The following is a 22,891-nucleotide window of genomic DNA, read 5'->3' on the forward strand; positions in this document are numbered from 1 at the left end:
TGTCCTCCGGCGCGGTTATTACCTACAACTTCGTTCTTCGCTATGGGTCATTGATCCTATCGTGACAGGATATTCTCTGGAAGTCCCTTCCCCCTTATCAGGGTGCAGAAATACTCCTTTCTTCTGATTATATTATACCGAAGACGTATTAAACCACAAATCAAATTCGGAAGACGCTCTAAGGCGAGGTTGGGAAACCTCGCCAGCAGACAAATAGGGGAAAGAGGTGCTATTGAAGCAGTTCTACAAATGCTTCGACATCCGTTGTGGGGGCTTGGCAGACGTAATTCTCGCAGACGTAAGCGGTTGCGGTGTTGTCAACTTGGGACTTGTTCGCGAGAAGCGGTAATGTCTGTCCGTCAGTGGATTCACTGAAAGCAACGATCTTGTTGGGCTGATACGTGCCGTGTAATGCTGCTAACATCGCGTCCGTTTTCGCATCCCCTTTTTCACCAACAATCGCAATCTCTTTCGGTGTCGATAGCAGGAATGCTAACTCACAGAGCAGTTGACCGGATCCTGCGGGCATCCCCTCCATCTGATGGAAGTAGAGCAACAACGTCTCAACGGCTTTGTCGTGGAATCCGGAGTTGTCGAGGTGTTTGGCGAGTCGTAAGAGGCTGTGAATCGCCATAGATGCACCGGAAGGCGTGGCACCGTCGTAAGCGGATTTGGATTGGACGATAAGGGTTTCGTGCGCTTTGCCGGTGAAGAAGAACCCGTCGCCTGCGTCGTCACCGAACTGATCGATCATGATGTGTGTGAGACGCTCGGCTTCAGTAAGCCATCTCGGTTCAAAACTGGCTTCGTAGAGAGCGATTAACCCAGCGATGAAGTAGGCGTAATCCTCAAGATAGGCGTTGAGGTGGCTTTTACCAGCACGATAGGTGCGCAAAAGAAGTCCGTTCTCTTGAGATAGGGTTGTCAAGACGAATTCAGCGGATTTTTCACACGCCTCAAGGTATTCCGGTTTCCCAGTCAGTTGATAGCCCATCGCCATACCGCGGATCATAATTCCGTTCCAACTGGTGAGGATTTTATCGTCTAATCCAGGTTTAATCCGCTTTTCCCTCTCATCAAACAGTTTCTGTTTCCCATCTGCGAGGAGAGTTTCCAGTTCTCCGACATCCATCTGCAGTTTTCGGGCAAGAATGTCAGGTGGCGTTTGGACTTGGAGAATGTTTTCTCCTTCAAAGTTGCCTTGTGGTGTAATGTCGTAATACTCACAGAAGATTTCGGCGTTTGCCTCACCGATGATGTCTTCCACATCGTTCGGTTCCCAGACGAAGAATTTGCCCTCTACGCCTTCGCTATCAGCATCTTGGGTGGAATAGAAACCGCCGTTTTCTGCGTCGTACATCTCGCGAAGAAGGTAGTCGAGGGTTTCGGTGGCTATATCGCGATAGAACGGTTTCTGAGTGGCTTGGTACGCCTCAAAATAGGCGACGACGAGTTGTGCGTTGTCGTAAAGCATTTTCTCGAAATGCGGGACAAGCCAGTGTGCGTCGGTGGAATATCGGTGGAAACCGCCACCGAGTTGGTCATACAGACCACCGCGCGCCATCTTCTCCAGCGTAAGCTCGACCATCTCTAAGGCGTTGGCGTTGCCACTGTGATGCCAATAGCGTAACAGGAAAGGCAATCCCATGCTGGGCGGGAATTTAGGGGCATTGCCGAATCCACCGTGTTGCGAATCGAATTGGGAGTGGTAGTGCTGAAAAGCATGGGTCATCAATTCTTCCGTGAGTTCATGGTGGTGCGGGTCAACGACGTTACTCATCTGGGTAAGGTGTGCGGTAATTTGGTCGGCTTGCTGTAGGACCTCCACATTCTGATCGCTGAACGCCTCGGCAACAGCGTGCATCACCTTTGGAAACCCGGGTCTACCGTATCTGTCAGTCGGTGGGTAATAGGTTCCGCCGTAAAAGGGTTTCAGATCAGGCGTGAGGAAGACTGTCATGGGCCAGCCGCCTTGACGCGTCATGATCTGGACGGCGTTCATGTAGATTTCATCTAAATCAGGGCGCTCTTCTCTATCGACCTTGACATTGATGAAAAGTTCGTTCATGACCGCGGCGATCTCCTCATTTTCAAAGGACTCACGTTCCATGACGTGGCACCAATGGCAAGCGGAGTAGCCGATACTCAGAAGAATAGGCTTTTGCTCATCCTTGGCGCGCGTCAACGCTTCTTCGCCCCACGGATACCAGTCAACGGGATTATGCGCGTGCTGGAGCAGATAAGGGCTTGTTTCATGGATAAGGCGGTTGGTATGCTGAGATGTATCGTGCATGTGGGCATTTCTCCAATGTGTGGGACGCTAACTCAGAGGATATCTGCGCGCTTAAGATAATGGGCGGGTGCTAAGAAACCCCGCCCGTCCAAGTGAAGAGGATACCGCTACGGGGATTCGAACCCCGGTTTGGTGGCTGAGAACCACCCGTCCTAACCCCTAGACGATAGCGGCACATTGATAGAATGAAAGGGACTGCCCGGGAAGGACTCGAACCTTCACTACGTGGTCCAGAGCCACGCGTCCTACCATTAGACGACCGGGCATTGATCCACATTTGCAGACCTGTTGCGTTTTTAAGTATATCTTAATTAACAGCGTTTGTCAATTCTTTTTCAAGAATTTACTGCATTGGTATGACCGAGACTGAGATATTGGAAAGGGTATAGAAAATATTGAGGAATCCAATGAGAATCGTTGGGATGACAAAGACGCTCAAGAGCACGAACGTGCCGGTAGAAAAGGAGACCTGCGCTGTTTCCTCCGCAGCATCTTCGAGAAACATCGCTTTCACAATACGGGCATAATAGTAGAGCGAGACGACGCTATTGAGTAGACCGACAAATGCGAGCCAGTAATATCCTTGCTCAAGGACAGCGGCAAAGAGTAGCCATTTTCCGAAGAAACCCGCGAACGGCGGAATCCCTGTCAGCGAAAAGAGGAAAATCGCCATTGCCCAAGCGACCAATGGTGCACGCGAGGCGAGACCCCGGTAGCCCTCAATCATTTCACTCCCCTCCTCATTCGCAATCAGGACAACGACATAAAACGCGCCTAAGTTCATAAAGAGATAAACAACGAGGTAGAAGAGGATAGCGCCGACGCCTTCAGAGGTAAGCAGAACACCGCCCATCAAAAGGTAACCCCCGTGTGCGATGCTGGAATAAGCCAATAAACGTTTCACATTCTGCTGTGGCAAAGCGGCGAGATTTCCGACAGTCATCGTCAATGCGGAGACTATTGCTAACATAAAGGTCCAATCAACAGCTTGCATCAATTCAGAGTTGCCGAACCCGGAGTAGAAAAACCTGATGAACAAGGCAAAACCTGCGGATTTTGAGGCAACCGACAGAAAAGCAGTGATTGGAATAGGTGCGCCTTCGTAGACATCAGGGGACCACATGTGAAACGGGACTGAGGCTATCTTATAGCCTACACCCGCAAGAATGAAGGTTATCGCAATCAGCACGGCAAGAGGGGCAACATCCCCAGATGCGAGGAGCTCGGTGAGTCGCACGCTAATTTGACCGAGATCGCCGGAGCCAGTCATCCCGAAGAGTAGGGACAATCCAAAAAGCATGGTTCCCGACGCGACTGCCCCATACGTGATATATTTGAATGCGGCTTCACTCGAACGGGGGTTATGCGTCAAGAATCCAGCGAGAATATAGGAGGTAAGACTCACCGTTTCCAACGAGATGAATATCATCAACAGATTCGTTGACGAAGCCATCAGGAACATTCCGAGGGTAATGGCTAACAAGAGCGCGTAGTATTCGCCTTTCAATCGTGCGTCGAGTTCCTCGGAGCGGAGAGAAAAGAGAATCGTTGCAGCCGTTGCGAGCAGCAACAAAACTTTGAAAAAGCTGGAAAACACGTCAAGTCGGACCATTCCCAAAAAGAGAGAAATAGGACCTTCATCGCCGAAAGAGAAGTGTGTGATAAGGACAGCGGCAAAAACGCAAATACAGCCTGCGAGGGAGAGATGTGCGACGGCGGAACTTTCTCTATCCTTCACGACGAGGTCAAGGAGCACAACAGCGGCGGCAAAAATCACAAGGAGGATTTCTGGACTGAAGTAGAGGAGGCTTTCGATGTTGCTTAAGGGTTGCATATTTTAATTATACCTTGCGGTTCGGTCAGGTGCGTGGGTTCAATAATGTTTATCGGCGTATAACCGCCTGCGTGTTTTTGCTTGGGGTCTTTGCTTGGGCGTTTCTGCGTATTGTTGCAGGCTTTCTCATTTACCTGATTGACAGAATCCGTTTTTAATTTACCTGCAGGACACCGATGAGGTTGGTAACCGACTCGGAATGATAATGTGTCTACTGCCGTTACTGATGCAGGACACCGATGAGGTTGGTAACCGACTCTCTGAACATATCAATAGCGAAGTTGGGCCAGACACCAAGCACGATGGTTAAGATTCCAAGCGGCACCAGTGTCAAGATTTCACGTCCATTGATTTCGGACAGTTTTTCATATTTAGGGTTGAGTGTCCCCAAGAAAACCCGTTGAAGCGTCCAGAGGAAATATGCCGCACCGACAACAATACCAATTGTGGACAAGATAGTCAACAGTTTGAATCTATCGTAGGCACCGAGTAAGGAGAGTGCCTCTCCGACGAATCCGCTCAAGCCGGGCAGTCCCAAAGAAGCCATGAACGCAAGCGTCGTAATGCCAGTATAGACGGGCATTTTACTTCCCAGGCCGCCGAATCCATTGATTTCACGGTGGTGCGCTCTGTCGTAAAGAACACCAACGAGTAGGAAGAGCATCGCACTGATGACACCGTGGTTAAACATCTGAAGAATCGCACCGGTGATGCCACTATCATTTCGAGCGGCAAGCCCCAAGATAACGAAGCCCATGTGCCCGATACTGGAATACGCCACCAACTTCTTAAAGTCGGTTTGTGCCAACGCACAGAAGGAACCGTAGACGATATTAATAAATCCAAGAAGTGCAAGACTATTGCCCCAGAAACCTATCCCGTTCGTAAAATGGTCCAAGCCTTGTGGGAACATCGCCATGTTAACCCGAACCAGTCCATAAGTTCCCATCTTTAGGAGAATCCCCGCAAGGATAACGCTAATGGCTGTCGGTGCTTCGACGTGTGCATCGGGAAGCCATGTATGGAACGGGAAGATCGGGACCTTAACGGCAAACCCGATAAAGAAACCCACGAAAACCCAGATCTGGAAGTCGGGGTTGTTAAGGGCGTGTCCTGCTGTAGATGCTAACGTAATGAGGGTCGGAATATCAAAGGTCCGCGCACCCGGTGCTCCACTGTTGAGATAGACCGCTATCATCGCAACCAACATTAACACACTACCGAAGAGCGTATAAAGGAAGAACTTAATCGCAGCGTATTCGCGGCGCGGTCCGCCCCAGATACCGATAAGGAAGTACATCGGCAGGAGTGTCAGTTCAAAGAAAACGTAGAAAAGGAACAGATCCAAGGCAGCGAAGAAACCCAGCATCCCGGTTTCGAGCAGTAGGAACAACGCCATGTAAGCCTTGATACCTTTCTCGATGTTGCGCCAAGAGGCAATAACGCAGATAGGACCTAAGAGTGCAGTGAGGAGCAGAAGCGTCACACTGAGTCCGTCAATGCCGATGTGGTATTGGATATTAAATGCTTGGATCCAAGGAACGTTGACGACGTACTGCGTTCCTGCAGTCGAGCGGTCGTAGGATATGAATAAAGCGACAGCGAGTGCGAGAGGAATGAGTGTAAAAAGGAGCGTAACGCGTTTAACCAGTTCCTCTGACTCGCGCGGCAGAAGTAAAACAGCGATCATCCCGAGCAACGGGATAAAAATCATTAGCGACAGTAACATTTTTTAATTATTCCTTGCGGTTCGGTCAGGCGGGTTTAAGGTTTAGAATGCCTTTCCGTATACCCGTCCTCCATTTCATTACGGACTATGCGTTTTGTAAAATTAACTTAAGACAGCAGCCTGCAACAACGGAGCAGGCGGAGCCCCCAAAATCGTTATGAAACTAACCCCTTCATTTAACGCCTTGCGAACAATTAGAAAACCTCCACTTCGTTACGGGCTACGGGTTTGTGCGACACCAAGTCCCTGCGCGTAATGGAATGGAGTGCGGGGTGAAAACCCAACAGTTAGAGAACCCGAAAAATCAAGATTAACAACACAATTCCCGCGAGCACAACGAAGAGATAGGTCTGAATCGCGCCGGTCTGGATCTGACGAACTCTTCCACCAACTGCCCATGTAACTTCAGCGACTCGATTGACGATGCCATCAACGACACGATTATCAAAAGCACCGATGAACACAGCGAGGAAATCGCGCGTTACTTTTCCAACACCGTTGACGATACCGTCAACAATAGTTCCATCAAATTGAGCAAAGAGTCGTGCTTTCCACACCGTTAGCGCGACCAATACATCGTCGTAAAATTCGTCAAAGTAGTATTTATGCCAGAAAAGATTATAAAGCGGTCGAAATGTCGTTGCGACAGATTCGGCAGACAAAGTTCTCCTGTGGTAGAACAACCATGAGAGCAGTATACCTAATCCAGCGGCGCAGATAGATAGAATCATCGCGATGGCATGTGCGGGACCGTGTCCATGATGTCCATCATCCGCGTGCGCGCCGTGTGTATCGTGTCCGCTTTCTTCGGCTGCGACTGCTTCAGAAACGCCGAAAAGCGATAGTGTAATCCCCGCCTTGTTAGTTCTGCTGTCCGGTGAGACATGCGCGTGCTGCGGTGCGTGAAGATGCGGTTGTTCTGGCGGTTTAATATAGTTATCGTTAAACCAAAGTATATTCACGACAGGCAGACTTAAAGCAGCCAAAATGAGGAGCGGCACGGTCATCGACTTCGGGGATTCATGCGCCATGTCGTGCATCTCCTGATTGCGCGGTTCGCCGAAGAAGGTCATGAAAATCAGTCGGAACATATAGAACGCCGTAATTCCAGCGGCAAAGAGTGCTATACCGAATAGGAGATAGTGATGGACGGAGTTCCATTCCATCGCCCGCCCGAGCACGCCGCCTAAGATCGCGTCCTTGCTCCAGAACCCGGAGAAGACAAAAGGCACTCCAGAAATAGACAACGTTGCGATGAGCATCGTGACAAAAGTAATTGGCATTTTGTGGCGCAATCCGCCCATGTTCCGCATGTCCTGATCGGGCGGAATCTCGGAACCGTGATCATGGACTAAATCGTGGTCGCCGTGGGCATGCCCATGTTCATCGTGGTCGCCGTGGGCATGATGCATAGCGTGGAAAGCGTGGATAACGCTTCCTGAACCGAGAAACAGCAGTGCCTTGAAAAAGGCGTGTGTCGTGAGGTGGAAAAGTCCCGCGACATAACTGCCAGCCCCAATCCCAAGCATCATATAGCCAAGTTGGCTAATTGTGGAGTATGCCAGAACCCGTTTAATGTCGAAGCGAACAATAGCGATAGTCGCAGCGATGAGTGCGGTAATACCACCGATATAGGCAATTACCAGAGACGAGGTCTCTGTTAGAATCGGGAACATCCGAGCCGTGAGATATACCCCGGCGGCAACCATTGTGGCGGCATGAATCAATGCACTAACGGGTGTAGGACCCTCCATCGCATCAGGGAGCCATGTATGCAACGGCACCTGTGCCGATTTACCAATAGCACCACAAAAGATGAGGACACCTGTTCAATAGAGAAGCAGCCTGGGCAAAAATACCGTCTCCTCCGTAGAGTGAGAGCGTTTCAAATTTGGTGAAGAGCATCATCATGCCGATGAACATACCGACATCACCGACACGGGTCGTCAAAAATGCTTTTTTACAGGCATTCGCGGCGGAGTCCTTTTCAAACCAGAAACCGATGAGCAGATAAGAACAGAGTCCAACGAGTTCCCAACCGATATAAATACCGAGCAGGTTATCCGACACGACCAAGAAAAGCATGGAAAAGGAAAAGAGCGAAAGGTAGGCAAAAAACCGTGGGTATCTCGGATCCCCGTGCATGTAGCCCATCGAGAAAATATGAACGAGGCTACTGACGAGCGTGACAACAATCAGCATGATCACTGTAACGCTGTCCAAATAGAAACCCATAGAGAAGGTAACACCACCGAGCGAAATCCACTGAACTGTATAAGGGACTGGGTCGGGAACGACTTCTCGCAAAAGCAGGAGCGAAGAAATAAGTGCAACGAGCATTGCTGCAGTGGATAGATAATCCTGTCGCGGGAAACTCCGATTTCCCAAGCCCAAAAGCCCAAAGATCGCAAATGCGGCAAGTGGGCAAAGCAAGATGAGACTTATTAAAAATACAATCATACTTTGTTAATTTAAGCCTTTCCTTCTATTAGTTTTCGGTTATCAGTTCTCGGCTATCGGTCAAGACAGGTTTTGTGCCTCCGAAACCTCTTGTAACTGATAACTGAATACTGATAACTCTCTTAACCTTTTAAGGTATCAACTTCGTTGGGACGTATGCTACCGAATTCACGGTAGATCGCGAGGATAATCGCCAAAAAGACAGCGGCTTCCGCTGCGGCGAGTACAATCCCAAAAATCGCGATAATTTGTCCGTTGATGTCCTCCGGCGGTGTCATAAAACGCGAGAATGCGGCAAAGTTAAGATTACACGAATTAAGAATAAGTTCAATTCCCATCAAAATACTAATGGCATTGCGTCGGGTCAGGACAGCGAAGATACCGAGCGTGAACAGAATCGCACTGATAACGAGATAGTGTTGTAGGGTCATTTTTTTAGTGGCTATCGGCTATCGGCTATCGGCTATCAGTAAAGAGGATTTCGTTTAACAAAAGACTCTTGTGACTGATGGCTGATGGCTGATGGCTATCTTAGTCCCTAACCTCCTTTCGGGAAATCAGGGCGGCTCCGATTAATGCAACTAACAACAGCACAGAGACGACTTCAAAGGGGAGAAGAAATTGCCCATTCAGGATCAATTCGCCAATGCGTTCTGTTGTCGGTGGAAGCTCGGTGCCATCGTCGGTGAGATTCTTCCATGCGGGTGTATTCGCAATAACGGTTAAGAGCAACATAAGCAGTGCCAGCGCAACCACACCTCCGAGCAGAAGTTGCCCGCGTTCAATATGAACGCGCATCTCCAAGTGTCCGCTGGTCATCATGACACCGAATAAAATGAGGACGAGTATACCGCCGACATAGACAATTACCTGCGTTGCGGCGAGAAAATCAGCCTGTAAAAAGACATAAAGCCCAGCAACCCCAAAGAGCGTCACCATGAGCGAAAACGCCGCGTGGACGATGTTTCGGACATTGACAACAACGAGCGCGGACGCAATTGTCATCAGGGCAAATCCGTAAAAAACAAAGGTTTTGAGCGTAAATTCCATATTTTAATTTTACCTTGCGGAGAAACAATGTGCGTTTCGGCTTTTAGGTGCGTCGCTTATATCCGCCTGCGCCGTTGTTGCAGGCTACTGCTTCCGGTCTAACGAAAGCCTCTTTACTGACTGCTAATTGCTAATCGCCAATTTTACCGTCTAATCCGCGGCATCCACTTCTTCGGTGCTACCTTTACCGTACATTTCTTGCTTGTCAAACTTAAAGATTAAATCCGACCGATCAAATTTGGAGTATTCAATCCCGGCGAGCGTGTCCTTCATGGTGAGACACTCCGTCGGACAAACCTCAGTGCAAAGTCCACAATACATACAGAGGGACATATCGATATCGAACTGATCGAGATAGAAAACGACCGGATTTCGGGTGACAACCCGCGACACCTCGTCGCTGGAAAAAGTCTGGGTCCGATTCTCAATCCCGGACGACTCAAGGCGGTCTACGACCTCCTGTGGACCTTGGCGAGAGGTAATATTCGTGAGGGTTATTGAATCCGCCGACTTTACCTGTTTATCGTCACCTTCAATGAGACCGATGATTTCTCTGCCATCCTTGAGGTGCACAACATTCATGCTATCCCAGAGTTGTTCACCCTTGGGAAGTTTGGTCCCTGTGATCATAATGCAATCAACCGGACAAATCATCTCACATTTTTTGCATCCGATGCAATCCTCAATTCGATTGTAGAGTTGCCCGCGATACCCTTTCGGAATCTCTCGAACGTTCCGTTTCTTTTCAAAGTCATGTTCATACGGGTATTGATGCGTGACGTTCGGTTCAAAAAACTGCCTGATCGTCACCCGCATCCCGACGAGAACGGTATAAACGCCTCTGTAGATGTTTCGTATGTATTTGTCCATATTTTAATTTTACCTTGCGGTGGAACAACGGATGCTTTCGACTTTCACGGCATTCCTTAAATCCGCCCTCCACTACGTTACGGGCTACCGGTTACGAGACTCTCCTAACCTAAGCTGCCACTTCCATATTCACTGACTGCCAATTGTTAATTGCTCATTACTCCTTGTGGTGCGGGACTCTGCGTGAGTCCCCTTCCAGCGACTTTATATGCGGCGATAAGTCCAATATAGATAATTGTGCAGCTAATGGCGGTGCTAATCACGGTGTCCTCTGGGAAAATGAGTCCCCAGATGCCAGTGCCTAAGATGTTGAAGAAGGCGATCGGGATAAAGTATTTCCAGCAGAGATTCATAAGTTGATCTACTCTCAAGCGCGGCAATGTCCATCTCAACCACATCATCAAAAAGACGAGTGCCATAGATTTGATAACGAAACCGGGGAACCCGCCGAGGATATCGTAACCCGGCAAAACGCCTTCCCAACCGCCGAGGAAAAGCGTTACAGCGATTGCGCTCACTGCAAACATATTCGCGTATTCAGCGATAAAGAAGAGTGCGAAGCGCATACCGCTATACTCGGTATGGAAACCCGCCACAATTTCAGATTCGGCTTCGGGCAAATCAAACGGTGTTCGGTTCACCTCAGCGATAGAAGAGATAAAGAAGATAAAGAATGCAATAAAAGCAAAGGGTGTTCGGAAAATGAGCCAACTGAAAACGCCATTGGATTGACTTGCTACAATCTCCTGCATGCTTAAACTTTCGACGAGCATAACAACAGTGAGAATGGAGAGACCGAGTGGGATTTCATAGCTGACAATCTGGGCAGCGGAGCGGAGCGACCCCAACAGTGACCATTTGCTATTCGAGGACCAGCCTGCCATGATCACCCCCATGACAATTACAGAGGAGATCGCCATTATATAGAAGATACCGATATTAAAGTCACTCACCAATATACCTTCACTAAAGGGAATAGCGGCAAAGACAGCGAAAGAGCAGGCAAAAATGATATAGGGAGCAAGCAGAAAAAGGAGTTTATCGCCTTGTGGAGGAATAAAATCTTCTTTGAAGATGAGTTTCACACCGTCGGCTAACGTTTGCAGGGTGCCCCACGGTCCGACGCGCATGGGACCCGTTCGATTCTGGAAACGTGCGGAGACCTTTCGTTCTGCGAGCACCAACACCAACGGAAGTAGTGGGACAACTCCAACAAAAACGCCAGCACATGCGAACATGATGAGAACTGTGCCTATCTCCACAGGAAAATGCGAAGCAACCGCTTCCGGCAACCGCGGAATTACAACGTTCTGTATAAATTCCTCCGCCCAATTGAGCTGATTCTGTAAGTTTATATTGGGTAAGAAACTTTCAGATATGTTGAAGTCTGGGCGTGCAAACAGTGCCCTAAAATCCGACATCCAATCTCCTTATCTGATTCGGTAAACTTCGATATGAAGCGCGTTTACCGGTCGACTTCTCCCATCACAATATCAATGCTGCCGATAATCGCGATAATATCTGCGACCATTAAACCGCGACTGAGTTCTTGGAGTGCGCTCAAAGCACTGAAACAGGGGGAACGTCCCTTGAGACGGACCGGCTTCGGTGTGCCGTCGCTGACAATGTAGAATCCGAGTTCACCGCGCGGGGCTTCACTGCGGAAATAGATTTCGCCTTTCGGTGGACGGACGGCTTTTAAATCTGCCATCACTGGACCACCGGGGAGCCCTCCCGCTAAAATCTGTCGGACAATTCGGACAGATTCCTTCATCTCATCCATACGGATTTTGTATCGACTCCAGCAGTCCCCGACGACCGCCCCTAATTCTGGAACGTCCACAGCAACAGGGACATCAAAGTCGAACCTGTCGTAAATAGAGTAGGGTTCGTCTCGTCGCAGATCCCAATCAACACCGGAACCGCGAAGGTTCGGACCTGTCGCGCCGTAACTCAGTGCCATCTCCGCTGGCATAACAGCGACCCTCATCGTGCGTTCCGCGAAGATGCTGTTTTTTGTCAGGAGTTCGTTATATTCGTCAATCAACGGTTCAAAATAGTCTAAAAATGCTTCGACTTCGTCCAAAAAATTCTGTTCTGTAATGGAACCCGGTTCCATCGGGATGATTTCGGAAACGCCACCGATGCGGATATAGTTATAGGTGAGCCGTGCGCCGCACACTTTCTCAAAAAGTAGGAGCAACCGTTCTCGATCCCGGAAGGCGTAGAGAAATGGGGTAAACGCGCCGAGGTCCATCCCGTAGGTCCCGAAGGACAGGAGATGACTCGCAATACGATTTAATTCACAGATAAGCACCCGCAGGTATTCCGCCCGTTCCGGCACCTCAAAGTTCTTGCTTTCATCCGCCTCCAACAATTTCTCGACAGCGAGACAGAATCCCCAGTTCTGGTTCATCGCCGCTATGTAATCCATTCGGTCGGTAAAGGGAATAATTTGGGGATAGGAGAGATTCTCGGAATGCTTCTCAAAACAGCGATGCAGGTAGCCGATGTGGGGGATTGCTTCCCGAACGACTTCACCATCCAATTTCAATTCCAGCCGTAACACACCGTGTGTACTTGGATGCTGAGGTCCCATATTGACAACCATTTCATCGGCGAACGGTTTCAACTCTATAATTTTGCTTTCAGTCTGTGGTGTAGTTTCCATTTTTCAATTTTACCTTGCGGACTTTTAATTTTACCTTGCGGTTAAAACAGGGTAGTTTGGTTTATGACGGTCTTTTCTTAAATCCGCTTTCCACTTCGTTTCAAGCTGCGTTTCTTTTTACGTAGGACTTACGCGTTCTCTCTTAATTTTTGGATTTTACCACTATATATGATACCACTTTTGCCGTTTAATGTCAAATCTGAACTGCCCCTAATACGGCACGCGCATACCGCGATAGAATTCCGGTTCCTTATAATCCTTACGTAGCGGGTATCCGTCCCAATCATCGGGAAGCAAGATGCGGCGGAGATCGCTGTGTCCCTCAAAAAAGATGCCGTAGAGGTCATAAGCTTCACGTTCGTGCCAATCGGCTGTTTTCCAGATATGTGAGACGCTTGGGAGGTGCGAATCGGTTTTCGGAACTGTTGTTTTCAGCACCACGCTATGCCGATGCTGCATGGCATAGAGATGGTAGACAATAGCAAATTCTTCGTCGTTGGCACTCAAATCAACACCACTAAGGCACATCAGGGAATCAAATGCCAATGTGTCGGTTTCGGCGAGATATTGGCACACATCGGCGATTGCTGAGGGGGCAATACGAATATTCGGGTCACCAGCGAGTTCGGTGTCAAAACCGAGGATGGCTTCACCAAACTGTTTGGTCAGGACTTCATAGATTTCTTCTGGTTTCACGTATATCCTACTCCATGATCGCGATTACAAATCGCTCCTATCGTTGAACGAACTGGTATTTTAGGTAGTGGTTTCAGGCTTTCGGCGCAGCTTGCAAGCCGAAACTTGCTATGTACCTTCACCTTCTGCAGTTTCAGTGCCTTCAATCTCGTACCACTCCGTTTTGGTAAAGAGTCTCTTTAGGAAGGGCACGTGATCGCGTTTCGCGACAGTCTGGGTTTTAATTTTCTCTTGTAATTTAAGCAGCCCTTCAATGAGTGCCTCCGGGCGTGGTGGACACCCAGGCACATAAACGTCAACAGGGATAACCCGATCAACGCCTTTGAGAACGTGATATCCGTGTTGCCAATAGGGTCCGCCGCTGGTAGCACAACTGCCCATTGAAATGACGTATTTCGGTTCCGGCATCTGCTCATAAAGGCGTTTAATTCGAGTTGCCATTTTGAGCGTCACCGTGCCAGAGATGACCATGAGGTCAGATTGGCGGGGTGTCGCACGCGGCACACCTGCCCCGAATCGGTCGAGGTCGTAGTTGGAAGCGGCAGTCGCCATAAACTCAATAGCGCAACAAGCAAGTCCGAACGTCATGGGCCAGAGTGCGGAGGAGCGTGCCCAGTTAGCAACGGCATCAACTGAGGTGACAATAACGTTTTTGTCCAGTTTCTCATCAATTATCATAACTTTCTTCCCTCCGGACGGATTGAACTTCCAACTGCGTGGATCGAATCCACTCCAGATCCCCCTTTGCCCAGACGTATGCAAGTCCGACTAACAGGATCGCGATGAAAACGAGCATCTCCAAAAATGCGAAGAGCCCAAAGTCGCGGAAAACGACCGCCCACGGGAAAAGGAACACGGTCTCCACGTCAAAGATTAGGAAAATGAGCGCGATGACATAAAACCGGGTGTTAAACTTAATCCGCGTATCACCGATCGGATCTTCGCCGCATTCGTAGGGGATATACTTTTCGCCTGAGAATAGTTTGGTCTGCAGGAGGCGAGAGACAGTCAGGTTTAGGACGACAAATAAACAGCCAACAATCAAGAAGATTAGCACATTTGCGAAGTTAAAAAGCATTCTGGATTATCCTTGGGAACCGCGATGTAGCGAAAACTTTGTGCATGGATGACTTCATTTTTAAAATTATATATCATTTTGCGCTAATTTGCAAGTAAAATTTTCAACCTGCGCGAGGGCATCGTGTTCACTCCTGTTTTTCACGAAAACGCTTCTCCAGCATCTGGATTCAGTCCTGACTTTTGACATTCGCCACGTAGTTGTTAGCAACTGTGGGCTGCGGTGAGACAGGTAAAACTGAGGGATCAAACCAATCACCTAAAAAATTGTGTCCATGCATGCGCAAACTGAAAGTTTACGCTACAAAACTTGGATTATTCTATCGTTAGTGCGATCTCATTAGATACAAGCGATGCTTTCCCACGCCGCGCTTTGACAGGCAAGTAAACGTCCTTCACCTCATCCTTGTGTCTTTCTTCAATAAACTTGAGTTGCTCGTTGTAATAGCTAACCGCGTCCTGCTTTGCGGCGGCTTGAAGATTCGGATCATTCTGAAGCCGCGCGAGATCGCGCTTTAATTCGGCCACCTCGGGGTGATCTTCAATTATAGATTCCCGGTAAACTTCCAAGTCAATTGCAAGCGTTACGGTGTAAGCACCGGATTGTAGCTGATAGTATCGCTGGATATCTTTCAAGGTCAGTTCCTGATTCATGTCCGCTTTGAAATCAAACCCGTGAATACACCGGACAGACTTTCCGTCGTGCGTTACATATTTCTGTGGGTTCTCTTGTGTAATCGCGCGTTTCGGTTCAACAACCTGTCCGTTCGCGTCCTTCACTGTTATCTGCGTGAAGGCACCCTTCGTTGCCACGCTAAAAGAAGGCACAAGCAAGTCAAATTTGCCGTTCTGAATATTGAGCTGAAGGGGAATCTCCTCCTTCGCAGCATAATTCGTCTTTGGGGTCGAGAGTTGGAGTTCCGCGAGCGGACGTGATGCTTCTTCCGTCTCTGTAGCAGCGGTAGGTGCTTCGGTTTCGGTTTGCATCGTCTGTAGGTTTCCGATGCACCCAGCAAGCGTCAGGACAAGTAGCAAGAGGTAAAAAGGAATGAATTTTGGGATCGTTTGGCTGACAAGATTACGAAGTATCATTTAAAACTCCTCATATATTTTAAAGCGTAATGCCGAGTCCAGCTCCGGAAGGCACTTCAATAAATCCATCAACGATTTCTTCGGGTGGATCAATAAGAGACGCACGCCAGTCTACTTCGCCCCACGCGTATTCAAGGATTGCAAAGTTCGGCACACTCGCCATGCATTGCACACTCGCGGCAGTCGCGACAGGACCACTCGGATTGTGCGGTGTTACCATGACGTTCCGTGCAGCAGCAAGGGTCGCAATTCTTTTCAAACCCGAAATTCCGCCGACATGCTTGACATCCGGTAAGATATAATCAACGTTTGTTTGGGTTAGCAACCGATCAAAATCTGTGAGGGTTCGTAAACGTTCACCGGTTGCAATTGGGATACTAATGGACTGACTCATATAGGCGAAGGCATCAAGATTATCCAAGGACACGGCATCCTCAATCCAGAAGAGATGCAAATCCTCCAATTCTTTTGCGACTTGGATGAGAATACCCGGGTTAAAACGGCTATGGCAATCCACCATCAAATCGATATCCGCACCAATCGCGGCACGTATCGTGCGAATGCGATCAATTCCCGTGCAGATAGCAGGAGTCAGCGTTCCACGTGAAAGGTTCGCGACGGAAACATCGTCAAAAGGCGCACATTTTATGGCAGTAAATCCGTCAGCAACGGCGCGTGCGGCGTTGGTGGCAAAACCGGACGGCGTGCGATCGAGGGTCGCACGGTTGATATTGGCGTAAAGGCGGATTTTTTCTCGGCACTTGCCACCTAACAATTGATAACTCGGTATATCCAATGCCTTACCTATCAGATCGCACATTGCGTGCTCGATCCCGCTGAGAGCGGTATGGTAGGAATGGCTTTCGGAGCCGTGGTAGAAACGTTGGTGAAATGCCTCCAATTGAAACGGATCCCAACCGACGAGCGAAGATTTGAGTGTGTTAATGATATCTTGGATGCGCGTGTCATCCCTACCGTGGGAAGCTTCGCCAACCCCGACTCTGCCATCATTGGCATGGACTTTGACGAAGACCCAATTGCCGCGGTGGTTTACCTGAACGATCTCGGTCTCTATGTTTGCGATTTTTAGTGTGGGCATTTTTAAGGTAATGGAGCGGCGAGGCATAGGTGCCTCGCCTTACAGAATTTTTGGCGTCGCTTGCAGGTTTGCAAAACTTGCCACACAAAACTACGATGCCGCTGCCCATTTCACACCTTGGGTGAGGAATTTCTGCATTCCGGCGCGCTCAAAGGTTCCGGGTCCGTGCCCCAAAGTGGTGTAAAAGACGCGTCCAGAACCGTAAGACCTGACCCATGCCATCGGGTGTGCCTTACCGAACCACTCAGCAGATGCCAACACATGAATGTGCGGATCGTGGGCGGAGATATAGATTTCATCTTCCACATCAAAATCTTCGACACCTTCGGTCGTAGGATGTTCGCTATCCTCAATATGGACAGTAAACGTTGAGCCGGGCGGATGCCAATTGGAAGCACCACCGATGAGATCCATTGCTTGACCACTGATCCACCACGCGGTCCCGTGAATGCCGACCAGCCCCTTGCCGCTATTGACAAATTGGAACAAACCCTCTTCTTCAGCGGATGCTAAATCGGAGACACGGGCGACGGAGCCGTCCGCTTGGCGTTCCGTCCGCGTGAAGCCGGTGCCAAAGACACACGCATCGTAGGAATTCAATGCCTCGGATGCTAAAATCCCTTTATCGTCAGTTAACGTCGCTGAAATATTAGCATCGTCGGCGAGAAAATCGTGAATGATGCTGGCACTTGCATTGAAACCGTGGTTTTCACCTGATAATACGAGAATTTTCGACATGAGAGCCTCCAGTGTAAATCAAAGACACATTGCGTCTTAATGGCACAAACAATTTGAAAACGGCACTAAATCCGCCGCTTACGATAAAAAATCGAACGCAAGAACTGCAATTTGTGGAGATAGTTTAATGGAAACTCAAAATTGTGTCAAACCAATTCTCAAAAATTTACCCCTTCAGAAAAAAATTGAACTTTATTAATGCCTCGTGTATAATTCGTAGCAATCTGATATTCCGACTACACGGAGATAGCACATGAAAATGCCCAAACTCGTCGTTGGATACCTTATGGATGACGAAATGTTCGTCAAATCTTTCACGATCCCAGAATCTCACGATTGGATCAAGTGGTTAGCGAACGAGGAACTTGCTCAGTTTTTTGGGGAATTACTGGAATTGATGATCCAAATTTCAGAGGACAAGGAAGATAGCGAAACGCTTCAGACTTTTCTCGACTTTTGGCATGAAATTGCCTTAAGTTGGCGCGAAATAGCCTTAGGCGAGGAAGATTCTGAGATATTTGAAGAAGCTAGCAAGACCTCTCCGACCGTCGTTACCGATTGGAGCGTTGATGCTTTAGAAGCTGCCTTAAAAGGGCAAGATCCCGCGACGCTTTTGAATTCTCTCGCCGGTTTCATCGGAAAAGCCATGATCGGTTCCGAACGGGATGTCGTGGCAGATACTTTGGAGGCAGAACAGGAATTGGATTCGCCCTGGATAGATATTATTGGGGTGCAACCGGAGCAAAGACCAAGGACTCGCAAGACGCACGCTGAACCGGAGCCTGTGGCTGATGTGACGAAACAGCAACGAGACACCTACTTAGCGCAACCTATCCGCGAACTTGAACTCTCTACCCGAGCCTACAATTCTCTTAAAAATGAAAATATCAAAACCGTCCGAGAACTCGTCGCAAAAATGGAATGGGACCTTCTGGAATACCAGAATTTCGGAGAGAAGTCGCTCCTCGAAGTCCAAAACCGACTCGCTGTCAGGGGCCTCTACCTCGGAATGGACCCCGACGACACGGACGACGAGGAGGCATCATTCTAAATGCCCACATTTTCGATAATATCGATCAACCCCTCAATATGTGGGAAAACTATTGGGCGGAATATCGCCTAATTGGCGTAAATTCAACATTCTTGCTACAAGGAGACACCAGATGAAAGATGCTAAACTCGTTGTCGGATACCTTATAGACGACGAATTGCTCGTCAAATCTGTTCCAATTCCAAAGCCCCACGATTGGGTCAAATGGTTACCGGTAGAAGACCTCGTTGTGTTTTTTCAGGAATTATTCCAAGTCATAACACAGATTTCAGAGGAAAAGGGAGATAGCGAGACGCTTCGGACCTTTCTCGACCGTTGGTGCGAAGCTGCGTCAGAATCGGAGCATTATGCGGCGATTTGGGAATCCCTCCCTCATTCGCTCCAAAGAGTCTTGCTCAATCCTGAACGGGACATCGTGGCAGATATTGCTGAGGCAGAACAGGAATTGGATTCGCCCTGGATAGATATTATCGAGGCCCAACATGAACGGGACCCGCTATTCCCTAACATCTACAGGGAGCCGGAGATCGCTGATGTGACGGAACAGGAGCGGGATGATTACTTAACCCTATCTATCGCCGCACTCAGACTCCCTACCCGAGCCCACAATTGTCTCGAAAGGGCAAACATCTATACCTTACGCACACTCGTCGAAAAAACGGAAAAAGAACTACTACTGATCAGTTATTTCGGGATGGGATCGCTCCAAAAAGTCAAAGCAGGACTCGCTCCCATGGGGCTTTACCTCGGAATGGACCTGGACCCGGAGGAGCTCGATGAGGACGAGGACTACGACTAAAACACTCTCAGAAATTGCTGGGACACTTTCCACTGAACATGACAAAAGGAAGATGCTAATGCTTAACGTCCGAGAAACACGTCAATATCTCAAAGAATCCGAATTTGAAACCCTCTTTACACAAGAACTTGGATGGGGACCATCACACCCAAATACTTCCCATCACAGTAGATGAAACTGAATATACACTCACCGCAATTGCCGAAAAACGCGGAATGGTCGTCTTTGAGTGTGCCGCAACCGGAGTTTCCGACGAAAGCATCCCCGATTACGCCACCCGTCGCAAAATTCAAAAGCAGGTTGCCAAATCCGTCCACGAACACTTCATCATCTACACCGACGCTGAGAAAACCACACAAATATGGCAGTGGGTCAAACGCGAACAGGGGAAACCCGATGCATGCCGTGAACACCGGTATAACAGCAACGAACAATCTGGAGACTCCCTCATTCAGAAGCTGCGTGCCATCGTTTTTACCCTCGAAGAGGAAGAGGATCTTTCACTTCCTGACGTGACCGGACGCGTCGGAGCAGCCTTTTACGCTGAACGGGTTACCAAAAAGTTTTATGACCGTTTCAAGAAAGAGCATGACGTATTCCTTAAATTTCTCAAAGGCATTCCCGATAGAGAGATGCAAAAGTGGTACGTTTCAGTAATGCTCAACCGCCTGATGTTCATCTATTTCATTCAGAAGAGAGGTTTTCTCAATAACGACGAAAACTATCTACTTACTAAATTGGCAGATAGCCAATCGAGAGGCATCAACGGATACTACAAAGAATTTCTCTGCCCACTCTTCTTTGAAGGATTTGCGAAACCGGAAGCAGAACGGAGCAGAGATGTAAAACGCCTGCTCGGTAAAATTCCCTACCTCAACGGCGGTATCTTTCAACAACACCAGCTTGAGACACTCCACGGCGAAAACATTGACATCCCAGACAAGGCGTTTGAGCAACTTTTCAGGTTCTTTGAGCAATACCAACAGGAGATTTAGCGCGCTTCGCATTATCTTGTTTATCCTAAAATCCTGAAAATTTTGATTCAGACAATTATGCTCTGGGATTGGCTCCGCACTCCGTCAAAACGTCGAACAATCCCGCGCCTACCCTCCGTTGATTGCTAATTCATCTGGAGGGTCTACGCGAAACATCTCGTGTTTTCACGGAGAGAGGACATATTGCCTTCCACGAACCCACTGACCCCCTGACTTTAGAAAATCCTCCGTGAATCGCACTGAAAACCTACCACAGAAAACATCTTCCTCCAGTAGACTAAAGAACGTTATTCCCTTCCTATCCTGAAAATCCTATAATCCTGATTCAGACAGTATAAACCGAAGCCTTCCTCCCACCTTTGAAATTTCAGAGTAAACTTCTGAGAAACCTCCTGAAAAAACCGCTGAGAATCCAGTCCCAGTATGGGTTCACGGACTTTTCCTGAAACCTATTATTTTTCCATTTACTCTGAATACTCTGAAACGCGCACTATTTCCTTTACGGGACTGCTGTGTAATACGGTTGCACGTATTCCCAACTTCTGTTAAAATTGTAGATGAAGGAGTTTTAAACAGTCTATGAAAACTATACAACAAAAAAACACAACGAACAAAAAACAGAAGCAACGCCTCGCTTTTCCTGTCTATGATGAAGAGGACATCCTCAACTTGGACGCGGTCATAGTCACCCCTCCACCGCGTCGATCAGGCACAATACGAGTTAAGTTAATATACAAGGGACGCAGTAAACCAATTCCGGTTGAGGATCCTTGGGAAGAGTAGTTAGTTGACATAAGCATTATGAAATCATCCGACTACAATGACAATGTCTTTATCAATTGTCCATTTGATCCAGTTTACAAACCGCTGTTTGACGCAATAGTGTTTGCAACATACGATTGCGGTTTTGTCCCTCGTTGTGCGCTTGAAGAAGACAATGCAAGCCAAGTTCGGATTGATAAAATCTATAGTATTATTGAGGTTTGCCGTTATGGCATTCACGACATATCCAGAATAGAATTAGACGAGGATTCAGGTTTCCCTTGATTTAATATGCCGTTGGAATTGGGTGTTTTCCTCGGTGCTAAGAAATTTGGTGTAGAAGAACAAAAAGGAAAAAAATGTCTCGTACTGGACAGTGAACCCTATCGATATCAACAGTTTATCTCAGATATCGCAGGGCAAGATATTCAGGCACACAGCAACGCGCCAGAGGAAATTATGGCAGTCGTCCGGAATTGGCTCCGCACCGCGTCGAGACGTCGGACAATTCCAGATGGAAGCATCATTTGGGGACGTTACCAAGACTTTATGCGGGATTTACCGCAAATGGCTCAAATATGGCAGTTAAATGCTAATAATCTGATTTTTAATGATTATACTTGGATGATTGTGAAGTGGTTGCGGACTAAAGAGAATCGTTTATCTCAACATGTTCAAGGAGGTGATTAGCGTGGCAAGGAAGAGAATTATCAAAGATCCCCCCAAGCGGGGCAATCTTACAATAAGTCAAATTCAACAGGCAGTAGAGGCAGTTGTTTACGACTTGACTAAAGATACGCATTATGTCGTTCAGGGCGATAAAGGCGGATGGGATGTGAAGCGTAGCGGTGCTACAAAATCATCAAGGCATTTCTCTACTAAAAAGGAAGCTGTGCAGTACGGGCGGGAAGTCAGCCGAAATCAGAAAACTGAATTTGTTATCTGCCATAAAAATGGCACTATTCAACGTACCAACAGTCACGGGTCTGATTAGATGACCGTTTCCCACGTTGTAAGAAGAAACATCCGCCTCCTCAGTCTTCGGAATACAGGTTCTTTCCAGAGAGACGATAAGTTTGAATATCCGTTGTCTGTACTGCGGGAATCGATTATCAACGCATTGATTCATCGCAACTATCAAAAACACTCGGATGTCCGAGTTTTCATATTCGACAACCGCGTTGAGATTATTAATCCCGGCACTTTTCCAGAAGGGATCAGCCCAGACACGCCAGTCCATGAACCGGTAAATCCCATCTTAAGCCGATTCATGTACGATATTGGTTTCATTGAGCGTTACGGCTCTGGTATCAGGATGATGAAAAGGCTCTCCGCGGAATGGGGAAACAAGGAACCGCGTTATGAATTTCATCCACTTCAAACCACAATCATCTTTGATTCGCCGATTCAAGAGAGCACTTTTATAGAGATTGACGATATTTCAGCACAATTGAGCGAGCGTCAAAAGAATACCCTGTTTCATGTAGAAAAAAACGGGCAAATTGCGACAAGAGAATATGCGGAGATCAACCATATTTCGCCCAGAACTGCCTATACCGAACTCAAGGATTTAACAGACAAAGGGCTATTGACTGCAATAGGCAAGGGAAGAGGAATTAGGTACGTCCGAAAAGTGGACGATCAGGTAATCGATTAATTGCGTGATTAATTGCGT

General features: G+C 48.1%; 20 protein-coding genes, 2 tRNA genes and 2 pseudogenes. 7 read left to right on the forward strand and 17 right to left on the reverse strand.

Annotation, left to right across the window (positions count from 1 at the left end; genetic code table 11):
• Positions 1 to 229: 229 nt before the first annotated feature.
• From J4G07_01960 to J4G07_02040, 17 genes and pseudogenes are all read right to left on the reverse strand, one after another.
• Entirely contained in the window at positions 230 to 2,293 is a 2,064-nt protein-coding gene (locus J4G07_01960) for a thioredoxin domain-containing protein (GenBank protein ID MCE2412747.1), read from the reverse strand.
• A 102-nt stretch (positions 2,294 to 2,395) separates the two neighbouring features.
• Positions 2,396 to 2,467: transfer RNA gene (locus tag J4G07_01965), tRNA-Glu, on the reverse strand.
• 21 nt (positions 2,468 to 2,488) lie between these two features.
• Positions 2,489 to 2,559 (reverse strand) — tRNA-Gln (locus tag J4G07_01970).
• A 77-nt stretch (positions 2,560 to 2,636) separates the two neighbouring features.
• On the reverse strand, positions 2,637 to 4,127 hold the full coding sequence (locus J4G07_01975; GenBank protein MCE2412748.1) for an NADH-quinone oxidoreductase subunit N: 1,491 nt from the start codon (positions 4,125 to 4,127) through the stop codon (positions 2,637 to 2,639).
• 220 nt (positions 4,128 to 4,347) lie between these two features.
• Positions 4,348 to 5,856 carry an NADH-quinone oxidoreductase subunit M gene (locus J4G07_01980; protein MCE2412749.1) on the reverse strand — a complete coding sequence of 503 codons (1,509 nt, stop codon included), beginning with the start codon at positions 5,854 to 5,856 and terminating at the stop codon, positions 4,348 to 4,350.
• Positions 5,857 to 6,143: 287 nt separating this feature from the next.
• A pseudogene (locus J4G07_01985) lies at positions 6,144 to 8,316 on the reverse strand (NADH-quinone oxidoreductase subunit L).
• A gap of 122 nt (positions 8,317 to 8,438) precedes the next feature.
• The gene (nuoK, locus tag J4G07_01990; protein ID MCE2412750.1) at positions 8,439 to 8,747 is read right to left on the reverse strand and encodes an NADH-quinone oxidoreductase subunit NuoK; all 309 of its coding nucleotides are present in this window, start codon (positions 8,745 to 8,747) and stop codon (positions 8,439 to 8,441) included.
• A gap of 100 nt (positions 8,748 to 8,847) precedes the next feature.
• A complete protein-coding gene (locus J4G07_01995; protein ID MCE2412751.1) occupies positions 8,848 to 9,366 on the reverse strand; it encodes an NADH-quinone oxidoreductase subunit J in 519 nt (172 codons plus the stop codon).
• Between the two features lie 150 nt (positions 9,367 to 9,516).
• A complete protein-coding gene (locus J4G07_02000; protein MCE2412752.1) occupies positions 9,517 to 10,182 on the reverse strand; it encodes a 4Fe-4S binding protein in 666 nt (221 codons plus the stop codon).
• Between the two features lie 200 nt (positions 10,183 to 10,382).
• Entirely contained in the window at positions 10,383 to 11,657 is a 1,275-nt protein-coding gene (gene nuoH, locus J4G07_02005) for an NADH-quinone oxidoreductase subunit NuoH (GenBank protein ID MCE2412753.1), read from the reverse strand.
• A gap of 44 nt (positions 11,658 to 11,701) precedes the next feature.
• Positions 11,702 to 12,907, reverse strand: a complete 1,206-nt coding sequence (locus tag J4G07_02010; protein ID MCE2412754.1) for an NADH-quinone oxidoreductase subunit D — start codon at positions 12,905 to 12,907, stop codon at positions 11,702 to 11,704.
• A 210-nt stretch (positions 12,908 to 13,117) separates the two neighbouring features.
• On the reverse strand, positions 13,118 to 13,603 hold the full coding sequence (locus J4G07_02015) for an NADH-quinone oxidoreductase subunit C (protein ID MCE2412755.1): 486 nt from the start codon (positions 13,601 to 13,603) through the stop codon (positions 13,118 to 13,120).
• 108 nt (positions 13,604 to 13,711) lie between these two features.
• Positions 13,712 to 14,281 carry an NADH-quinone oxidoreductase subunit B gene (locus J4G07_02020; protein MCE2412756.1) on the reverse strand — a complete coding sequence of 190 codons (570 nt, stop codon included), beginning with the start codon at positions 14,279 to 14,281 and terminating at the stop codon, positions 13,712 to 13,714.
• Positions 14,271 to 14,681, reverse strand: a complete 411-nt coding sequence (gene ndhC / locus J4G07_02025; GenBank protein MCE2412757.1) for an NADH-quinone oxidoreductase subunit A — start codon at positions 14,679 to 14,681, stop codon at positions 14,271 to 14,273. Before ndhC ends, J4G07_02020 begins: the two co-directional genes overlap by 11 nt.
• 314 nt (positions 14,682 to 14,995) lie before the next feature.
• Complete coding sequence (locus J4G07_02030; GenBank protein MCE2412758.1) at positions 14,996 to 15,772, reverse strand: hypothetical protein; 777 nt, start codon at positions 15,770 to 15,772, stop codon at positions 14,996 to 14,998.
• A gap of 19 nt (positions 15,773 to 15,791) precedes the next feature.
• Positions 15,792 to 16,898: a mandelate racemase/muconate lactonizing enzyme family protein gene (locus J4G07_02035; protein MCE2412759.1), complete on the reverse strand. Its 1,107-nt coding sequence runs from the start codon at positions 16,896 to 16,898 to the stop codon at positions 15,792 to 15,794.
• A gap of 63 nt (positions 16,899 to 16,961) precedes the next feature.
• Positions 16,962 to 17,609, reverse strand: coding sequence for a ThuA domain-containing protein (locus J4G07_02040; GenBank protein ID MCE2412760.1), 648 nt, complete (start codon positions 17,607 to 17,609; stop codon positions 16,962 to 16,964).
• A 253-nt stretch (positions 17,610 to 17,862) separates the two neighbouring features.
• Here J4G07_02040 and J4G07_02045 point away from each other — a divergent pair, with 253 nt between their 5' ends.
• From J4G07_02045 to J4G07_02075, 7 genes and pseudogenes are all read left to right on the forward strand, one after another.
• Positions 17,863 to 18,660 carry a hypothetical protein gene (locus J4G07_02045; protein MCE2412761.1) on the forward strand — a complete coding sequence of 266 codons (798 nt, stop codon included), beginning with the start codon at positions 17,863 to 17,865 and terminating at the stop codon, positions 18,658 to 18,660.
• Between the two features lie 112 nt (positions 18,661 to 18,772).
• Positions 18,773 to 19,459, forward strand: coding sequence for a hypothetical protein (locus tag J4G07_02050; protein MCE2412762.1), 687 nt, complete (start codon positions 18,773 to 18,775; stop codon positions 19,457 to 19,459).
• A 104-nt stretch (positions 19,460 to 19,563) separates the two neighbouring features.
• Positions 19,564 to 20,454: a hypothetical protein gene (locus J4G07_02055; GenBank protein MCE2412763.1), complete on the forward strand. Its 891-nt coding sequence runs from the start codon at positions 19,564 to 19,566 to the stop codon at positions 20,452 to 20,454.
• Between the two features lie 579 nt (positions 20,455 to 21,033).
• Positions 21,034 to 21,237 carry a hypothetical protein gene (locus J4G07_02060; protein ID MCE2412764.1) on the forward strand — a complete coding sequence of 68 codons (204 nt, stop codon included), beginning with the start codon at positions 21,034 to 21,036 and terminating at the stop codon, positions 21,235 to 21,237.
• A gap of 18 nt (positions 21,238 to 21,255) precedes the next feature.
• Positions 21,256 to 21,906: pseudogene (locus J4G07_02065) on the forward strand (hypothetical protein).
• Positions 21,887 to 22,210 carry a DUF2188 domain-containing protein gene (locus J4G07_02070; protein ID MCE2412765.1) on the forward strand — a complete coding sequence of 108 codons (324 nt, stop codon included), beginning with the start codon at positions 21,887 to 21,889 and terminating at the stop codon, positions 22,208 to 22,210. Before J4G07_02065 ends, J4G07_02070 begins: the two are co-directional and overlap by 20 nt.
• A complete protein-coding gene (locus J4G07_02075) occupies positions 22,211 to 22,873 on the forward strand; it encodes a hypothetical protein (protein ID MCE2412766.1) in 663 nt (220 codons plus the stop codon).
• Positions 22,874 to 22,891 lie beyond the last annotated feature (18 nt).

Source organism: Candidatus Poribacteria bacterium, assembly GCA_021295715.1.
Lineage (GTDB): Bacteria > Poribacteria > WGA-4E > WGA-4E > WGA-3G > WGA-3G.